Here is a 16869-nt window from a genome sequence, read left to right on the forward strand (position 1 = left end):
TCCTTTTATTGTTATAGGGTGAACGCCTGGCGGAAACGTGCCAGGGCCAACTCACTGTCACCGCTGGCCCAGCCTTCCAGGCCGACCACGCCGCTGTAGCCCATGGCATGCAAGGCCCGGGCGATGGCCGGGTAGTGGATTTCGCCGGTGCCGGGCTCCTGGCGCCCCGGCACGTCGGCCACCTGGATTTCACCGATGTGCGGGCCGGCGCGCTGGATCAGCTCGATCAGGTTTCCTTCGCCGATCTGCGCGTGGTACAGGTCCAGGTTCATCTTCAAATGCGGGCTGCCCACGGCCTTGATCAACGCCAGAGTGTCGTCGGCGCGGGCGAATGGCGTGCCGGGGTGATCGACCTCGGTGTTGAGGTTTTCCAGCAGGAACACACGGCCGGCGTCCTGCCCCAGGCGGGCGATTTTTTCCAGGGTCTTGCAGGCGCTCAGCCACATGCGCCCGGTGGTCCGGCTCACCGGTTGAACGGGCAGGCCGCCTTCGCCCAGGCCGGTGCCGTGCAGGTTGAGGCTGGGGCAACTCAACCGCTCGGCTACCCCCAGGGATTCGCGGGCGCTGTCGAGCAGTTGGCGGATGCCATCGGGGTCGGTGAGGGTGCCGCTGATGTAGCCGGTCATGGAGGTGAAGTCGGCGCCGGTGGCGGCCAGGGCGGCGATGTCCTTGTCTGTCCAGTTCCAGATTTCGGCGCTGAACCCCAGCGCGTGAATGCGCTTTACGCGCTCGACAAAGGGCAGGTCGAGAAACACCATCTCGGCGCTGACCGCCAGCTTGAACGGGCTCATACCGCCACCGCCTTGCCGGTTTCGAACGACTCGATGCACGCACGGGCAATCGCCAGGGCTGCGCGCGCGTCTTCGCCACTGGCCATCGGTTTGGCGCCGCTGCGCAGGCAGTCGACAAAGTGGTTGAGCTCGGTGATGTAGGCGTCGCGCAACAGGTCGGTGTCCAGGCGCTGGGTGTCGGCCTGGATGCCTTGGGCGAGGTAGCGCACCAAGTCGGACTCGTTAAGGCTGCCCATGCTCAGCATGCCGGCGCTGCCGAACACTTCGCCGCGCACGTCGTAGCCATACACGGCCTGGAAATTGGCTTCGGCAGTGGCGATGGCGCCGTTGTCGAAGCGGATCGCAACCACAGCGGTGTCGAGGAAGCCTTTGTTTTTGTAATCGGGCGCGATCAGTGCGTCAGCCATCACGTAGACCTGCACCGCCTCGGCGCCGGGGTTGAGGTAGCGCAGCGTGTCGAAATCGTGGATCAGGGTCTCGAGGAAGATCACCCATTGCGGCGAAGCGGCCGGGTTGTTCAGCGCCGGGTCGCGGGTCAGCGAGCGCAGCAGCTGCGGGGTGCCGATGCGGCCGGCGGCGACGTCGAGGTGCGCGGTGCGAAAGCTCTTGGCGAAACGCCGGTTGAAACCGACCTGCAGCGGCACCCGCGCATCGGCCGCGGCCGCGATGGCACGGTCGGCCTCATCCAGGGTGATGGCCATGGGTTTTTCGCAGAAGATCCCTTTGCCCGCGCGGGCCGCGCTGATCACCAGCTCGGCGTGGCTGCGGGCGGGGGCGGCGATGAGTACGCCGTCGATGTCCGGGTCGTCGAGCAATTGTTGAGGGTCGGTGTAAACCTTGCTCACGCCCAGTTCAGCGGCGAGGCGGGCGGCCTGGCCTGGCGTCGGGTCGGCAATCGCCGCCAGGCTGGCGCCGGGGATATGCCGAGCGGCGGTCAGGCCGTGGAAGCTGCCCATGCGACCGGCACCGATCAAACCCAGGCGGATGTGCTGTGTACTCATGAAATAACCCCTTGTTGTTATTGGCCCCAGGACGGTCCTGGTGGGCGAAGGGGTAGGAGCAAGGCTTGTGCCAATTCATAACACATTGATAAATAGCGATTTATTATTATTCATAAGCAAATAGTGTTCATTTAATGAACATGTCTATACTGACATGTCAAAAACATGGACATGGATACCGCCCCAATGAGCATGGCGTTCAGCGTGCAAGACCTCGACTACCTCGCAGCCCTTGGGCCTGCTGCGCTGAATGATGGCCCAGTGGCCGCGCTGGAGCAGGCCTGGCGTGACTGCCTGGCCGGTCAGGTCGAGCGCCCGGCGCACGTGCGCCAAGTGATCTGGGATTCGTGGCGGCGCAGCGTCGAGGCCGGTATCGACCCGGCAGACAACGCGTACCGCTTCGTGGCCGCCGAAACCCTGGCCGCCACCCAGACCACCCACCGCGTGCTGATCGCCGCCGCCGCGCAAGTCATGCGAGGTTTGCTGGCCTACAACCCGCGAGGCCATATCAACCTTACCGATGCCGACGGCACCACCCTGTATTTCTGCGGGCTGGACATCACCCCCGTGGGCAGTCGTCTGCTGGAATCGGTACAAGGCACCAACTGCACCGGCCTGGCGCTGGCCGAAGATCGCTTGGTGTACGTGCTGGCCGAGGAAAACTTCGGTATCGGCCTGCGCCAGCGCCGCATGCACTGCGCCGCTGCGCCGATCAAGAATGCTCAAGGCCAGACCCTGGCCATGCTGACCCTCACCGCCGAGCCCGGCTGGTTTCACTTCCATACCCTCGGCACGGTGCAGGCTGCGGCCGATGCCGTATCGCGGCAGATGGCCCTGCAAGGTCTGTTGGAAGAACAGCAAACCGTCCTCGAAGTGCTCAACGAAGGCCTGGTGGTGCTGGATGAGCGTGGCTGCATCAAGGCGCTTAACCGCTATGCCCGGCACCTGTTCGGGGTGGGGCTGGAGCTGATCGGTCAGCCGTTTCAGCAGTTGGGGCGCAGCGAATTGAGCGACTCGATGGGCGAGGCCGTTCGCGACCTCGACTGCACCTTCCACCTGCACAACCGCAGCCAACTCGCCTGCCTGGTCTCGGTGTGCCCGCTGGAGCAGGGCGGGGTGATCGTGTCACTGCGGGAGAACCGCCGCATCCGCGAAATCACCCGGCGCCTCATCGGCACCCAGGCCAGCTACACCTTCGACACCATCCAGGGACACTCGCGGGCGATCCAGGACGCGCTGCACTTGGGGCGCATCGCCAGTCGCAGTGATTCCACCACGCTGATCCTGGGTGAAAGCGGCACCGGCAAGGAGCTGTTCGCCCAGGCCATCCACAACGGCAGCGACCGCTGCAACGGCCCGTTTGTGGCGGTCAACTGCGGCGCGATTCCACGCGACCTGGTGCAAAGCGAGCTGTTCGGGCATGTCGAAGGCGCGTTTACCGGCTCGGCGCGTGGCGGCTCGGCGGGTAAGTTTGAACTGGCGGATGGCGGTACGATTTTTCTGGATGAGATTGGCGACATGTCCTTCGATGCCCAGGTGAGCTTGCTGCGGGTGTTGCAGGAAGGTGAGATCACCCGTGTCGGCGCGAAAAATTCGCGGCAAGTGGACGTGCGCATCATCGCCGCCACCCACCGCAACCTCAGCCAGGCGGTAGCGGAAGGCGCGTTTCGCGAAGACCTCTACTACCGCCTCAACGTGCTCAACCTGACCGTTCCGCCACTGCGCATGCGCCGTGAAGACATTCCGCTGCTGGCGCGGCACTTTCTGGCCCGCTGTGCACGCTCGTTGCGTAAGTCGGTGCAGGGCTTTTCACCGGAGGCGATGGCATTGCTCTCGGCCTATGGCTGGCCGGGCAATGTGCGCGAGTTGGAAAACAGCATCGAGCGGGCGACCAACTTGGCGACGGGGGCGCTGATCGAACCGGTGGACCTGCCATTGGAAAGCCGCCAACGCGCCCCGCTGCGCGGCTACGAACCGCACCCCGCCCTGGACCTGAGCAGTCACGAAATGCACGCCATCGTCGCCGCGCTTAAAAGCACCGGTGGCAATATCCGCCTGGCTGCGCGGCAACTGAACGTGTCGCGGGGCGGGCTGTACAACAAGATGAGTCGGTTTGGGCTGAATGCCGGGGATTTTCGTAGTGACTGAGATTTAAGCCTGGCGCAGTTCAAATGTGGGAGGGGGCTTGCTCCCGATAGCGGTGTGTCAGTCGATTCATCAGGTGACTGATTCAGCGCCATCGGGGCCTTGGTATCTACACAATTCTGGGGCTGGCGCTGGACCTGTGGGAGGGGGCTTGCCCCCGATAACGGTGTGTCATTCGATTCATCAGGTGACTGACTCAGCGCCATCGGGGCCTCTGTATCTACACAATTTCGGGTATGGCGCTGGACCTGTGGCGAGGGAGCTTGCTCCCGCTGGCGGCCTGGTAGACGATCAGGATGTTGGATCAGACCGGGTACATATCCGTTATTTAGGTAACGGCCACTATGGGTTCCGCTTTTACAGCGGCTCACTTTTGAAGAGCGCAAAAGTAAGCAAAACGCTCTTGCCCCAACACTCGGCACCTCGCTCACGCTCGGTGTGCCCGTAATCCGACAGGTATTTGGGGGGCCGCCGCCACGCGCCATCCATGGCGCGGGGCGGCTAAACCGGCATCCCTGCCGGTTTACCCCCCAAATCCCTGTCGAATTCCGGCCAGCGTGTTTGACGGGGCGCCTTAGATCAAAAGCGAGATCAAGATCAGGATCAAGAGCGACTCGCTTCGCATCGTGGTTAGCGTTGGTTGCTACAGCGTTGTGTCGGTGCCTATGGCCATCGCAGGCAAGCCAGTTCTCGCAGGGTTAATCGTATTTAGGCGGTTGTCTTAGGGGGAGTCAGGCACTCGATGGAGCGATCCACGGTGGTCTTGGCAATCTCCAGTAAATGCCACACCGCCAGGATCTTCGCCCGCTCGGGATTATCCAGTGTATCTCCACAATCCAGCGCGGTCGCCGATGCACTGTCGAGCAAGCTGGCGGTGTAGAGCAGAGCGTCTTCGAAGCTCAGGTCTTCGTTGATGGAGTGGAAGCCCTGGGTGGGCAGGTAGTGATCGATGGCGCGGTTGAAGGCGGCGCGGTCTTTGGCGGGGGCGAAGGGTGGATCGGGTAGGGCTTTGTCCATGGTGCAACTCCTATTGAGCAAAGAAGCTACCGCCAACGCTGCTAAACGAGGGTGGCAGCTGTACGCGGGTTAGCAGACCGGTCAATAGGAAAACCAGCGCACCCGAAGGTGCCCCGCGCACAGCCACCATAAACGCAGATGTGAGCCGTGTGCCTATTGATGTCGGGCTGCTAAACCCGATCGCTGAAAAACCAGCGACGGACCGCAGACTAGCCACCGATTCCAGCAGGCACAAGGCGGCGAGGATTGTCTAGGAAACGTCCTGCAATTAAAAGGGACCTGCCTTGCTGGCCCTTTACAAACCATGACCAAATGCCACTAACCGCCCCCTGGCGGGTCGTCTCGCAGGCCTATGGCTTCAACTGTTTCCATTCAATGGCAAAGCGGGCCAGGTATTTGCGCAGGCGGTCTGCGTCATTGGGTTGTGCCTTGGCCTGGCGTGACACACCGAACAGTCGGCGGCCGGCGTCGGAAAGGCTGTCGGATTGCAGGCACACGTCGATTACGGCCTTGAGTTGCAATTGGTCGAACAGGTCCAGATCGGCCGGTAGCAGCGCATGGGTTTCGGTCAGCCCCCAGGCGTAGCGCAGGCGTTGGATTTCCTCTTCAGCCTGGGCTTCATCAATACGCCCGCTGTCGGCCAGGGTGGCCATGCGTGTGATGGAGGCCGACAGCTCGCGAAAGTTGCCCAGCCATGCCGCTTCGCTGGAACAGGCGAACGCCAGGTAGCGGCGGCGCGCCTCTAGATTAAAGCGCACGCGACGACCTTGCTCGCGGGCGTGGCGCTCCAGTTCGAAGTCGATATTGGGCTCGATATCCTCGCGCCTTCCCGTCAGGCCCGGCAGGTCAAAGGTCCACAGGTTGATGCGCGCATACAGGTCTTCGCGAAACAGCCCTTCGGCCACACGCCCGCGCAGGTCGCGGTGGGTGCCGGCGATGATCAGGAAGTCGCTGGCCACTTCACGGTCGGCGCCCATGGGGTAAAAGCGTTTTTCTTCGATGGCCTTGAGTAGCATCGCCTGTTCATCCAGGCCCAGCTCGCCGATTTCATCGAGGAACAACATGCCGCCGTCCGCCGCGCGCAGCAGGCCGTCGCGGGCGTTCTGCGCGCCGGTGAAGGCGCCCTTGGTATGCCCGAACAGTGCTGACATCGCGCCATCGCCGCGCAGGGTGGCGCAGTTGACTTCCACGAAGCGCCCCTGCACTTGGTGGCGGCTGCGCTTGAGTTCGTAAATGCGCCGGGCGAGAAAGGATTTGCCCGCGCCGGTGGGGCCGATCAGCAGCATGGGCGCGGTGGAACGCACGGCCACGCGCTCGATCTGTTCGATGGTGGTATTGAACGCACTGTTGCGCGTGGCAATCCCTGACTTGAGGAAGGCCAGGCCTTCCAGGCGCTGGTGGGCGAAGCGCGAGGCGATGCGGTCGTAGCGTGACAGGTCGAGATCGATCAGGGCGTGGGTGCCCGCGGCCGGTGCGGTGTCGTCACGGCGGCGAAGGGGGGTGGTCTGGATCAGCCGCGCCGGCAGGTTGCGTGCCTCGGTGAGCAGGAACCAGCAAATCTGGGCCACGTGGGTGCCGGTGGTGATGTGGACCAGGTAGTCCTCATGGTCGGTGTCGAAGGTGTAGGCGGCGGTGAAGTCGTGCAGCGCGCCGTAGACCTCTTCGAAATCCCAGGGGTCGTTCAGTGGCATGGGGTGCAGGCGCACCTCGGTGGTGGGCGAGATCTGCTGGATGTCGGCGCGTATCCGCTCGGCGAGGCTGACGTCACGGGCGTCGATGTCGTGGATCAGCTCCAGGCGATCGACCTGCAGGTTATCTTGCTGGCACAGGCCGACGCTGGGGCGCCAGTGATTCCAGCGGTTGGCGCCCTTGCCGACGCGATCCAGCTTGGACCCGATAAACCCGATGGCGACTGTGCGCTTGTGTTTCATGACTAGACCAAAATATAAATAACGATAGCCAAGGATATGAATGGCGTGAGGCCCTTGTCATCGGTTTTCAACGCTTCAATGCGTTTACATTAAAAATATCGATATAAAACAATAGCTTAAAAACTTTAAGCCCGGTATGGAAAAACCTGGCACGCCCGCTGCTATATCCCAGCCAACGCCGCAGTGCCGGCTTTTAAAAAAAGAATCGAGATCATGCAAGAGAACACCTACCAACTGCTGGAAGTCGCCAACGGCAAGCCGATCAAACTCTGGACCCAGGGCGTGCCTGTGGAGCCTGAGGCGCGCAAGCAATTGATGAACACCGCCCAGATGCCGTTCATCTTCAAGCACCTGGCGGTGATGCCGGATGTGCACCTGGGCAAGGGCTCGACCATCGGCAGCGTGATCCCCACCGTGGGCGCGATCATCCCGGCAGCAGTGGGCGTGGATATCGGCTGCGGCATGATCGCTGCGCGTACCACATTGATGGCCGGCGACTTGCCCGACAACCTCCACGGTCTGCGTTGCGCCATCGAGGCCGCGGTGCCCCATGGTCGTACCCGCAGCCGCCAGGGCCGCGACAAAGGTGCTTGGGAACATGTACCGGCCCAGGCCGATCAGGTGTGGTCGGCGCTGCACCCACGCTTCAAGGCGATCACCGACAAGTACCCGCAACTGGAACGCAGCAACAACCGCCACCACTTGGGCACTCTGGGCACCGGCAACCATTTCGTCGAGGTGTGCCTGGATGAAGCCAACCGTGTGTGGTTCATGTTGCACAGCGGCTCGCGTGGAGTGGGGAATGCCATCGGCAACCTGTTTATCCAACTGGCCCAGGCGGACATGCGTCAACACCTGGCCAACTTGCCTGACCGCGACCTGGCGTACTTCGAAGAGGGCAGCCAGCACTTCGATGACTACGTGGAAGCCGTGGGCTGGGCGCAGGATTTTGCCCGGCAGAACCGTGAGTTGATGATGCGTGCGGTGGTCCAGGCCACGCGCCAGGTGATCAGCAAACCGTTTGAAGTGGCGCTGGAGGCCGTGAACTGTCATCACAACTACGTGCAGAAAGAGCGGCACTTCGGCGAAGAGATCCTGGTTACGCGTAAAGGTGCGGTGTCGGCGAAGAAAGGTGAACTGGGGATTATCCCAGGCTCCATGGGCGCCAAAAGCTTCATTGTGCGTGGGCTGGGTAACGAAGAGTCGTTCTGTTCCTGCAGCCACGGCGCCGGGCGCACCATGAGCCGCACCAAGGCGAAGAACACCTTCACCGTGGCCGACCAGATCCGCGCCACCGCCCATGTGGAGTGCCGCAAGGACGCCGATGTGATCGACGAAATTCCGATGGCCTACAAGGACATCGACCAGGTTATGCACGCCCAGCGCGAGCTGGTGGAAGTGCTGCACACTTTGCGCCAAGTGGTGTGCGTCAAAGGCTAAGAGGGGAAGCAAGATGCAAAAGGATGAACGCCACCCATTGAGCGACGCCATGCGCGCGCGGGTGCTACAGGAGCTTGACTGCATAGAGCGCGAACGCAATGTCACGGTGCTGTATGCCTGTGAGTCCGGCAGCCGGGCCTGGGGGTTTGCGTCCACCGACAGCGACTATGATGTGCGCTTTGTCTACGTGGAAAAACCCGACTGGTTCATGCAGGTAGATGCGCCGCGCGATGTGATCGAGCGTCCGTTGGATGACGAATTGGATGTCAGTGGCTGGGAGTTGCGCAAGACCCTGGGCCTGCTGCGCAAATCCAATCCCACGTTGCTGGAATGGTTGGACTCGCCGCTGGTGTATCGCCAGCACGTCGAGGCCACACAGCCGTTGCGCGCCTTGGCCGAGACGTTCTACAGCCCGCCAGCGGCGCGCAGTCATTATCTGTCAATGGCCAAGAAAAACTTCCGTGGTTACCTGCAAGGCGACACGGTGCGGTTCAAGAAGTACTTCTACGTGCTGCGGCCATTACTCGCGGTGCGTTGGATCGACCTCGGCCTGGGCCGCCCGCCGATGACGTTCGCCGACTTGTTGAGCACCGTGGATGACGCGCAACTGCTCGATGAAGTGGCAACCCTGCTGGCGTTGAAACGCAATGCCGGGGAAGCGGCCTACGGGCCTCGGCGTCCGGCGCTGCACGCGTACATACAAGCTGAATTGGAACGCAGCGTGCCTGGATTGCCACGCACCCATGCGGATTCACAACAACTGGACCAGTACCTGCGGGACACGGTCAAACGCTTTGCTTAAGGATGACGATGAAACAGGACGTGATTGAACTCGACGGCACCATCGGCGGTGGCCAGGTACTGCGCAGTGGCCTGAGCTTGTCGATGGTGACCGGGCTGACCCTGCGGATTAAAAATATTCGCGCCAAGCGCAGCCGGCCGGGGTTGATGCGCCAACACCTGACCGCTGTGCTGGCGGCGGCGCAAGTCTGTGGAGCCCAGGTACACGGTGCGCAATTGGGCTCGCAATCCCTGGTGTTCGAGCCGGGGCCGATTCAAGGCGGTGAATACCGCTTCAGCATCGGCACCGCCGGCAGTTGCACCCTGGTGTTGCAGACCCTGCTGCCGGCCTTGCTGCGCGCGCCCACGGCCAGTCGCGTGACGATCTGCGGCGGCACCCACAATCCGCTGGCACCGCCGGTGGACTTTTTGCAGCGTGCCTGGCTTCCGCTGTTGCGGCGCATGGGCGCGGCTATCGAATTGAGCTTGAACCGGTATGGGTTTGTGCCCGCCGGTGGTGGTGAGTTGGAGGCGTTCATTCAGCCAGCGCAACTGGCACCGTTGCAGTTGATGCAGCGCGGAAAACTGCTCGAAGCCCGGGCGATAACGCTGAATGCCGGGTTGCCTGCCCAGGTCAGCGAACGCGAGTTCAAACGCGTGCGCCAGCGCTTGTCGTTCGATGAGTCCCAGTTGTGCCCGATTGAGATCGACCCGGAACAAGGTCCGGGCAACGTGCTGATGCTGGAGTATGTCCACGAACACGTCACCGAAGTGTTCAGCGCTTTTGGCCAGGCCAACCTGCGCGCCGAGACGGTGGCTGACCAGGCGATCGAGCAGGCCATGGAATGGAACGGCACCGACACGGCGGTGGGCGAACATCTGGCCGATCAATTGTTGTTGCCGATGGCATTGGCTGGCGGTGGTCGTTTCACCACACCGCATATGAGCGACCATCTGCACAGCAATATGCAGGTGATCCAACGCTTCCTGCCCGTGCGGATTGAGAGTCACGTGCGGGAGGAGGGCGGCTTGATCATCGAGTGCCGCGCCCGCTAGAGGTTCTCCGACGTCACAATCTGCGGCGGTATATACACCCGCTGCCGCGCCGGATCGAACCCTTGCGCACTCTGCAACTCCACCATCAACTGCACCAACGCCGTCGCCGTCTGCCCCGGTTGCGAGTCCATCACCACATCGATCAAGCCCTGGCGCAGCGCCTGGCGCGACAGCTCGGTGGACTCCTGCAGGATGCAACACAGCGCTGGCCGCTTGGGCAACTGCGCCAGGGCGCTGATGATGCCGTCGCCGCCGCCGCCCACCACGCACAGGCCGCGCAGGTCGCTGTGGCGGCTGATCAGGTCGAGGGTGGCTTCTTCGGTGATGTCGCAGTTGTCCAGGTTGATCAACGGCTCCAGCGGCTTGAGCCCCGGCGCGTGCTCGGCCAGGTAGCTGTGCAGGCCTTCGACCCGTGCCTGGTGGCCGAGAAAACGATGGCCGCCGAGCAGGATGCCCACGCTGCCTTTGCGCGCGCCGCAGGTGCGGGCGAGCAACCAGCCCATGGTGCGGCCGACCACATGATTGTCCTGGCCCACGTAGGGTTCATCGGCCTGTTCGTGGATATCCGAGAGCAGGGCGACCACCGGCACGCCGGCTGCGCGGATCTGCGCCAGGCACGCGTTGATCAGCGGGTGCGCGAAGCTGACCACCGCCAGGCCATCGCACTGCACGGCCAGTTGTTCGATCTGCGCGACGATGGCGCTGGGCGAGCGATCCACGATGTACTCGAACTGGCACGTCAGGTTGGCGTTGGCATGCTGTTCGGCAGCCGTGCTGATTGCCTGCGCCAGGCTGGCATAGAACGCCTGGGCGGTGGCCAGCAACAGGATGCCGAAACGATAGGTCGGCCGACGTTCGCGAATGCGCTGGCCGATCAGCCGCGCCGCGAAATACCCCACCGCTTCGGCCGCCTGGAACACCTGCTCGGCGGTCTCGGGATTGACCGGCGCCCGCGCATTCAACACGCGGTCGACGGTGGCCACACTCAGCCCAGCCTGGGCGGCCACGCTGGCGATGGTTGGGCGTTTGTTGTTGTTCATGACTGGCCCCTTGAGCGTCTTGATAGAAAACTATCAAGCCCCGCTGGGCCTGGATGATAGCTTGATAGGGAATGGATTCAAGGCCTTGAGGGTGAATAACCGGTTCTCTAAGGTGGGTTTCACACAGCACCAGAAACCACCCGCTTGTGGAGAACAATAACAATGCCTGGACACACCGCTCCTATCGCCCGCCGCGACTACAGCCTCACCGGCCCCGAAGCCGCCCGCGCCGTTGAAAAAGGCCTGGTCTCGGCCAGTTGGTACCAATCGCCGATCTCGCGTAAACGCATGAAAGAACTGATGCAACGCCGTGACGGCCCGGCACTGCTCGACACGGCGATCTGGGTGATCGCACTGTTTGCCAGCGGTTTTGGTGGCTACTGGTTCTGGGGCACCTGGGCCTGCGTGCCGTTCTTCCTCGTCTATGGCGTGCTGTATGGCACCGCGTCCAACCCGCGCTGGCATGAAACCGGCCACGGCACCGCCTTCAAGACCCGCTGGATGAACGACGTGCTGTACCAGGTCGCCAGCTTCATGTGCATCTTCGAACCCCACGTGTGGCGCTGGAGCCATGCCCGGCACCATACCGACACCATCGTGGTCGGCCGTGACCCGGAGATCGTCGAACCGCGTCCGCCGAGCTTCCTGATGATGGGCCTGAGCCTGTTCAACCTGCCCCTGGCCTGGAAGACCTTCAGCGGCGTGGCGCGCCACGCCATCGGCAAGATGAGTGCCCAGGAAGCGGACTTCATCCCCGAATCCGAATGGCCCAAGGTGTTCCGTGCCGCGCGCATCTGGGTTGGAATTTATGCCGTGGTGATCGGCACCGCCTTGTACCTGCACAGCTGGCTGCCGCTGATGCTGGTGGGCTTGCCGAGTATTTATGGCGCCTGGCTCGGCTATCTGTTCGGCCTCACGCAGCATGTCGGCCTGGCTGAAGACGTACTCGACCACCGCAGCAATTGCCGCACCATCTACATGAACCGCGTGCTGCGCTTTATCTACATGGACATGAACTACCACCTCGAACACCACATGTACCCGATGGTGCCGTACCACGCACTCGCGCAATTGCACGAAGAAATCCGCAGCGACTGCCCGCCGCCCTACGCCAACCTGTTCGAGGCGTACAAGGAGATCCTGCCGACCATCTGGAAGCAGCGCAGCGACCCCACCTATTTCGTCCAGCGTCCGATTCACCCGAACACGCATCCGGCCGCCCATGCGCCGGTGCATGCAGAAACCGCTGCTGGCTGACCCCCCCCCCTCCAAGCACAAGAGAAAACGCCATGAACGATCAATGGATCGACGTCTGCGCCGTGGGCGAAATAGACGAAGAAGACGTGCTGCGCTTCGACCACGGGCCGCACACTTACGCGGTGTATCGCTCGGCCGAGAATGAATTTTTCGCCACCGCCGGCCTGTGCACCCACGAGAAAATCCACCTGGCCGACGGCCTGGTGATGGACCACGTGATCGAGTGCCCCAAGCACAACGGGCGCTTCGATTACCGCACCGGCAAGGCCCTCGGCGCGCCGGTGTGCGTCAACCTCAAGACTTACCCGGTGCGGGTCGAAGCGGGGCGGGTGTTGCTCGCCGTCACGGCCTGATCATGAACGATCCCTTGATCATCGTCGGCGCCGGCCATGCCGGTGGCCGTGCGGCGCTGACCCTGCGCGAAGAGGGTTACACCGGGCGCCTGATCCTGATCGGCGATGAGCCGCACTTGCCCTATGAACGGCCGCCGCTGTCCAAAGGCGTGTTGCAGGGCACGACGGACCTGGCCGGCTGCAGCCTGTGCGACAGCGTCCGGCTGGCCGAGTTGGGCATTGAGCACATCGCCGCTAACCCGGTGACGCAGTTGCAGCCGCAACAGCATCGCCTGCAACTGGCCGATGGCCAATGGCTGCGGTACGCCGGACTGCTGCTGGCCACCGGGGGGCGGGCGCGCCGCTTGCCTCAGGAGCAGGCCAACCTGCTCTACCTGCGTACCCACGATGAAGCGCTGGCCCTGCGCGCTGCGCTGAAGGCCGGGACGCGGCTGGTGGTGGTCGGCGGCGGATTCATCGGCCTGGAAGTGGCGGCGACGGCACGTGGCCTGGGCTGTGAGGTAACCCTGCTTGAAGCCGGGCCGCGATTGGCGGGCCGGGTGTTGCCGCCGGTTATCTCTGAGGCGCTGCTGGCCTTGCATCGCCAGCACGGCGTCGACGTTCGCCTGAAGGTGGCCTTGGAGTCGATCCAGGCCGACGCCGTGCTGCTGGTGGACGGGCAGCGCTTACCCTGCGACCTGGTAGTGGTCGGCATCGGCATGCAACCCAATATCGAATTGGCCACGGCGGCGGGGTTGGACGTGGGGCAGGGCATACGCGTGGATACGCACCTGCGCACCAGCGCGCCGGATATTTATGCCGCCGGTGACGTGTGTGAGTTTCGCCTGGATGGCCTCTATCAGCGCCAGGAAACCTGGCGCAACGCCGAGGTCCAGGGCCGGCATGCGGCATTGAACCTGCTGGGCCGCGATGTGCCGTTCGAGGCGCTCCCCGGGTTCTGGTCCGACCAGTACGACTGGGGCTTGCAGACCGTCGGCGTGATCACGCCCTTGACGGTCAGCCGGCCATTGGCGAGCGGTGGCTTGCTGCTGTTTTACCTGGACGCCAATCACCGCGTGCAAGGTGCCTGCGGATGGGCACCCGGCAACAGCGTGGCCAAGGACATCAAACTCTGCGAGCGCCTGATCAGCGCGCGACTGTCACTCGATCCCGCCAGCCTGGCCGACCCCGAACTTTCCCTCAAACACCTGCTGCGAGGCTGATATGCGCCAATTCCTGGTGTTCCAATCCCTGTGGGCCATGCAGACCGAACCCGGTCCACTCGAGGCTCAACTCGAGCGCATCAAGGCCGCCGGTTTTGACGGCATTACCGACCATTACTTCAAACCCGCCGATGTCGCCCGCCTGCACGCCGCCGCCACGGCGCAAGGCTTGCAGATCGAAGGCCAGCTGTTCCCGCAATCGGTGGATGACCTAGCCGCCGCTTTGGATGTGATCAGCGCCTACGGCTGCCACCACCTCACCCTGCAAGCCGACGTGCGCCCACGCACCCAGGCCGAAGCGGCCCGACTGGTGGAAGGCTGGCAGCGGCTGGCTGAGCAGGTAGCGTTCCCGGTGCTGCTGGAAACCCACCGTTATCGCCTCACCAACGACCTGCTGTTCACCCTGGACCTGCTGGCACAGATGCCCGATCTGAAGCTGCTGGCCGACCTGTCCCACTACGTGGTCGGGCGTGAACTGCCGGAGCCTGGCGCCGCCGAGGACGATGCGCAGATACGCCGCATCCTGCGCAACAGCTGGGGTTTCCATGGTCGCGTGGCCAGTAGCGAGCAGGTGCAGGTGTCGTTGGACTTCCCCCAGCACCAAGCCTGGGTGCAGCGGTTTACCGAGTGGTGGCGCTACGGGATCGAAGACTGGCTGGCCCGCCCGCAGACGCCGCAGAGCCTGTCCTTTACCTGCGAACTCGGCCCGCCGCCCTATGCGATCACCGGTGCGGACGGCCGCGAGATCAGCGATCGCTGGGCCGAAGCGCTGAAGATGCAGGGGCTGATGCGTGAGGTGTGGCGCAGTTGTCAGAAATGATCTGCTAATCTGCGCGGGTTCAATCTCGCCCTTTAGCCTGGACTTTCACCATGACCCCATCCTCCGTTCAGCCGCCCCTGGAACCGCAGTCCGTGTGCCACCCGATCACCAGCAGCGCGATTTTCATGGTCGCCACTGTCACCCCCGGCAGCGAGGACAGGGTACGCGCCTGGTGCGCCGATATCGCCGGGCTGGTGCGCTCGGTGGGCAAGCGCGTGCCGGCGGGCAACCTGACCTGCGTCTGCGGGTTTGGCTCGGACGCCTGGGACCGCCTGTTCGGCGCGCCACGCCCGGCGGCGTTGCACCCGTTCCGTGAGTTCGGCGTGGCAGGGCGCATGGCCGTGTCGACACCGGGGGATATCCTCCTGCATATCCGCGCCGAACAGATGGACCTGTGCTTCGAACTGGCCACCCATATCATGGCGGCCCTGGGCGACAGCGTGAAGGTGGTGGATGAGGTCCAGGGTTTCCGCTATTTCGACATGCGCAGCATCATCGGCTTTGTCGACGGCACCGAGAACCCGGTAGGGCGCAAGGCCGAGGGTTTCACCATCGTCGGCGATGAAGACCGCGAGTTTCGCGGCGGCAGCTACGTGCTGGTGCAGAAGTACCTGCACAACATGACCGCCTGGAACGGTTTGACGGTGGAGGCCCAGGAGAAAGTGATCGGGCGCACCAAATTGTCGGATATCGAGTTGGATGAAGAAGCCAAGCCAAGCAACTCCCACAGCGCATTGACCGTCATCACCGACGAGAACGGCGAAGAAGTGAAGATCCTGCGCGACAACATGCCCTTTGGCCGGCCGGGTGCCGGGGAGTTTGGCACCTACTTCATCGGTTATGCGCGTTCGCCGCAGCCCCTGGAATTGATGCTGGAGAACATGTTCGTCGGCCGCCCGGCCGGCAATTATGACCGCCTGCTGGATTTCAGCACGGCAGTCACCGGCGGCTTGTTTTTCGTGCCCTCGGCTGACCTGCTGGAAGAATTGGCCGAGCGAACCGGCAGTCTGTAAGGCAACACAGAACAAATGTGGGAGGGGGCTTGCCCCCGATAGCTGTGTGTCAGTCAACTTATATGCAGCTGACACTGCGCAATCGGGGGCAAGCCCCCTCCCACATTGGATTATTGGTGGTTTGAGATTTGTGTTGGGTCAGCTCAACAGCCCAGTGCTGACCGCCACAATCAGGAACACCCCCAGCAGCGCACGGTAGATCACGAACGGCCAAGTGGAGAACCGCTCCAGGAACTTCATCAGGCCCCAGATCGCGAAGAATGCCGAGACGCTCGCCACCATCAGACCGAACAGCAAGTGCGGCCAGGCATGCGCCGGCATGTCGGCATGCAGCAACACCCACAACTCCTTCAGCCCGGCGAGGGCGATGGCCGGCAAGCCCAGCAGGAAGGAGAAGCGCGCCGCTTCCTCACGCTTGAAATTGAGGAACAGGGCAGCGGTCAGGGTGGAACCGGAGCGCGATACGCCCGGAATCAAAGCACCAATCTGCGCAATCCCCACGATCAACGCATCGCGCAGGCGCATTTCGCTCACTTCGCGGGTGTGGCGTGCGCGCACTTCGGCCACCGCCAGCAACGCCGCCATGACCACGCAGGAAATGCCGATCACCATCAGCCCGCGCAGCGGCGAGTTGCACGCATTTAAGGTCGAGGACAGCGCCAGGCCGGCAATCCCGATGGGGATGGTCGCCAGCACGATCGCCACCGCCAGCTTGAACCAACGGTCGTTGTAGTCACCCCGACGCACCGCGCCGATGCTGCCGGTGGTGACCTGGCGCACATCGCGCCAGAAGTAACTGACCACCGCCGCCAGCGCCGCCAGTTGCATGGCCGCGGAAAACGCCGAACCGGGGTCCTGCCAGCCGAGCAGGGCGGGCACCACGCGCATGTGGGCGGTGGACGACACCGGCAGCAGTTCGGTAATGCCCTGGATCACGCCCAGGATGAAGATCTGCAGGTAATCCAGGGAGGCAAAACCCACATCCAGGCCGGCGGTACACATGTTGGTCAAAATAGGTGTCCT

15 protein-coding genes are annotated in these 16869 nt (G+C 63.1%); 9 read left to right on the plus strand and 6 right to left on the minus strand.

All coding sequences use genetic code 11. The annotated features are described in order from the left end of the window. Positions 1 to 11: 11 nt before the first annotated feature. Complete coding sequence (locus tag M2497_RS12565) at positions 12 to 791, minus strand: TIM barrel protein (protein WP_248487786.1); 780 nt, start codon at positions 789 to 791, stop codon at positions 12 to 14. Next, positions 788 to 1792, minus strand: a complete 1005-nt coding sequence (locus M2497_RS12570; protein WP_248487787.1) for a Gfo/Idh/MocA family oxidoreductase — start codon at positions 1790 to 1792, stop codon at positions 788 to 790. Before M2497_RS12570 ends, M2497_RS12565 begins: the two co-directional genes overlap by 4 nt. 186 nt (positions 1793 to 1978) lie before the next feature. Here M2497_RS12570 and M2497_RS12575 point away from each other — a divergent pair, with 186 nt between their 5' ends. Continuing rightward, positions 1979 to 3940, plus strand: coding sequence for a sigma 54-interacting transcriptional regulator (locus M2497_RS12575; RefSeq protein ID WP_248488195.1), 1962 nt, complete (start codon positions 1979 to 1981; stop codon positions 3938 to 3940). Between the two features lie 705 nt (positions 3941 to 4645). Here M2497_RS12575 and M2497_RS12580 read toward each other — a convergent pair. Next, complete coding sequence (locus M2497_RS12580; protein WP_248487788.1) at positions 4646 to 4954, minus strand: hypothetical protein; 309 nt, start codon at positions 4952 to 4954, stop codon at positions 4646 to 4648. 350 nt (positions 4955 to 5304) lie between these two features. Beyond that, positions 5305 to 6885, minus strand: a complete 1581-nt coding sequence (gene rtcR, locus M2497_RS12585; protein WP_248487789.1) for an RNA repair transcriptional activator RtcR — start codon at positions 6883 to 6885, stop codon at positions 5305 to 5307. Positions 6886 to 7098: 213 nt separating this feature from the next. On the opposite strand from rtcR, the gene M2497_RS12590 reads away from it, so the two are divergent. The 3 genes from M2497_RS12590 to rtcA are packed head-to-tail and all read left to right on the plus strand — an operon-like array spanning position 7099 to position 10161. Beyond that, positions 7099 to 8325, plus strand: a complete 1227-nt coding sequence (locus M2497_RS12590) for an RtcB family protein (protein ID WP_248487790.1) — start codon at positions 7099 to 7101, stop codon at positions 8323 to 8325. 13 nt (positions 8326 to 8338) lie between these two features. After that, positions 8339 to 9127, plus strand: a complete 789-nt coding sequence (locus M2497_RS12595; protein ID WP_248487791.1) for a nucleotidyltransferase domain-containing protein — start codon at positions 8339 to 8341, stop codon at positions 9125 to 9127. 8 nt (positions 9128 to 9135) lie between these two features. Further along, a complete protein-coding gene (gene rtcA, locus M2497_RS12600) occupies positions 9136 to 10161 on the plus strand; it encodes an RNA 3'-terminal phosphate cyclase (RefSeq protein WP_248487792.1) in 1026 nt (341 codons plus the stop codon). Here rtcA and M2497_RS12605 read toward each other — a convergent pair. Beyond that, positions 10158 to 11201: a LacI family DNA-binding transcriptional regulator gene (locus M2497_RS12605; protein WP_179028742.1), complete on the minus strand. Its 1044-nt coding sequence runs from the start codon at positions 11199 to 11201 to the stop codon at positions 10158 to 10160. The two genes, rtcA and M2497_RS12605, sit on opposite strands and share 4 nt — an antisense overlap. A gap of 162 nt (positions 11202 to 11363) precedes the next feature. On the opposite strand from M2497_RS12605, the gene M2497_RS12610 reads away from it, so the two are divergent. From M2497_RS12610 to M2497_RS12630, 5 genes are read left to right on the plus strand one after another with little or no spacing between them, the layout of a single operon-like run. After that, complete coding sequence (locus tag M2497_RS12610) at positions 11364 to 12458, plus strand: fatty acid desaturase family protein (RefSeq protein WP_248487793.1); 1095 nt, start codon at positions 11364 to 11366, stop codon at positions 12456 to 12458. A gap of 32 nt (positions 12459 to 12490) precedes the next feature. Next, the gene (locus M2497_RS12615) at positions 12491 to 12811 is read left to right on the plus strand and encodes a MocE family 2Fe-2S type ferredoxin (RefSeq protein ID WP_058426960.1); all 321 of its coding nucleotides are present in this window, start codon (positions 12491 to 12493) and stop codon (positions 12809 to 12811) included. 2 nt (positions 12812 to 12813) lie between these two features. Then, positions 12814 to 14013: an FAD-dependent oxidoreductase gene (locus M2497_RS12620; protein WP_248487794.1), complete on the plus strand. Its 1200-nt coding sequence runs from the start codon at positions 12814 to 12816 to the stop codon at positions 14011 to 14013. Position 14014: 1 nt separating this feature from the next. Then, positions 14015 to 14833 carry a sugar phosphate isomerase/epimerase gene (locus tag M2497_RS12625; protein ID WP_248487795.1) on the plus strand — a complete coding sequence of 273 codons (819 nt, stop codon included), beginning with the start codon at positions 14015 to 14017 and terminating at the stop codon, positions 14831 to 14833. A gap of 50 nt (positions 14834 to 14883) precedes the next feature. Then, positions 14884 to 15846: a Dyp-type peroxidase gene (locus M2497_RS12630; protein ID WP_248487796.1), complete on the plus strand. Its 963-nt coding sequence runs from the start codon at positions 14884 to 14886 to the stop codon at positions 15844 to 15846. A 138-nt stretch (positions 15847 to 15984) separates the two neighbouring features. On the opposite strand, the gene M2497_RS12635 is transcribed toward M2497_RS12630, so the two are convergent. Further along, positions 15985 to 16857, minus strand: a complete 873-nt coding sequence (locus M2497_RS12635; RefSeq protein WP_248487797.1) for an undecaprenyl-diphosphate phosphatase — start codon at positions 16855 to 16857, stop codon at positions 15985 to 15987. Positions 16858 to 16869: the final 12 nt, after the last annotated feature.

This window comes from Pseudomonas sp. CYM-20-01, assembly GCF_023169845.1.
Taxonomy (GTDB): Bacteria; Pseudomonadota; Gammaproteobacteria; order Pseudomonadales; family Pseudomonadaceae; genus Aquipseudomonas; species Aquipseudomonas azotoformans.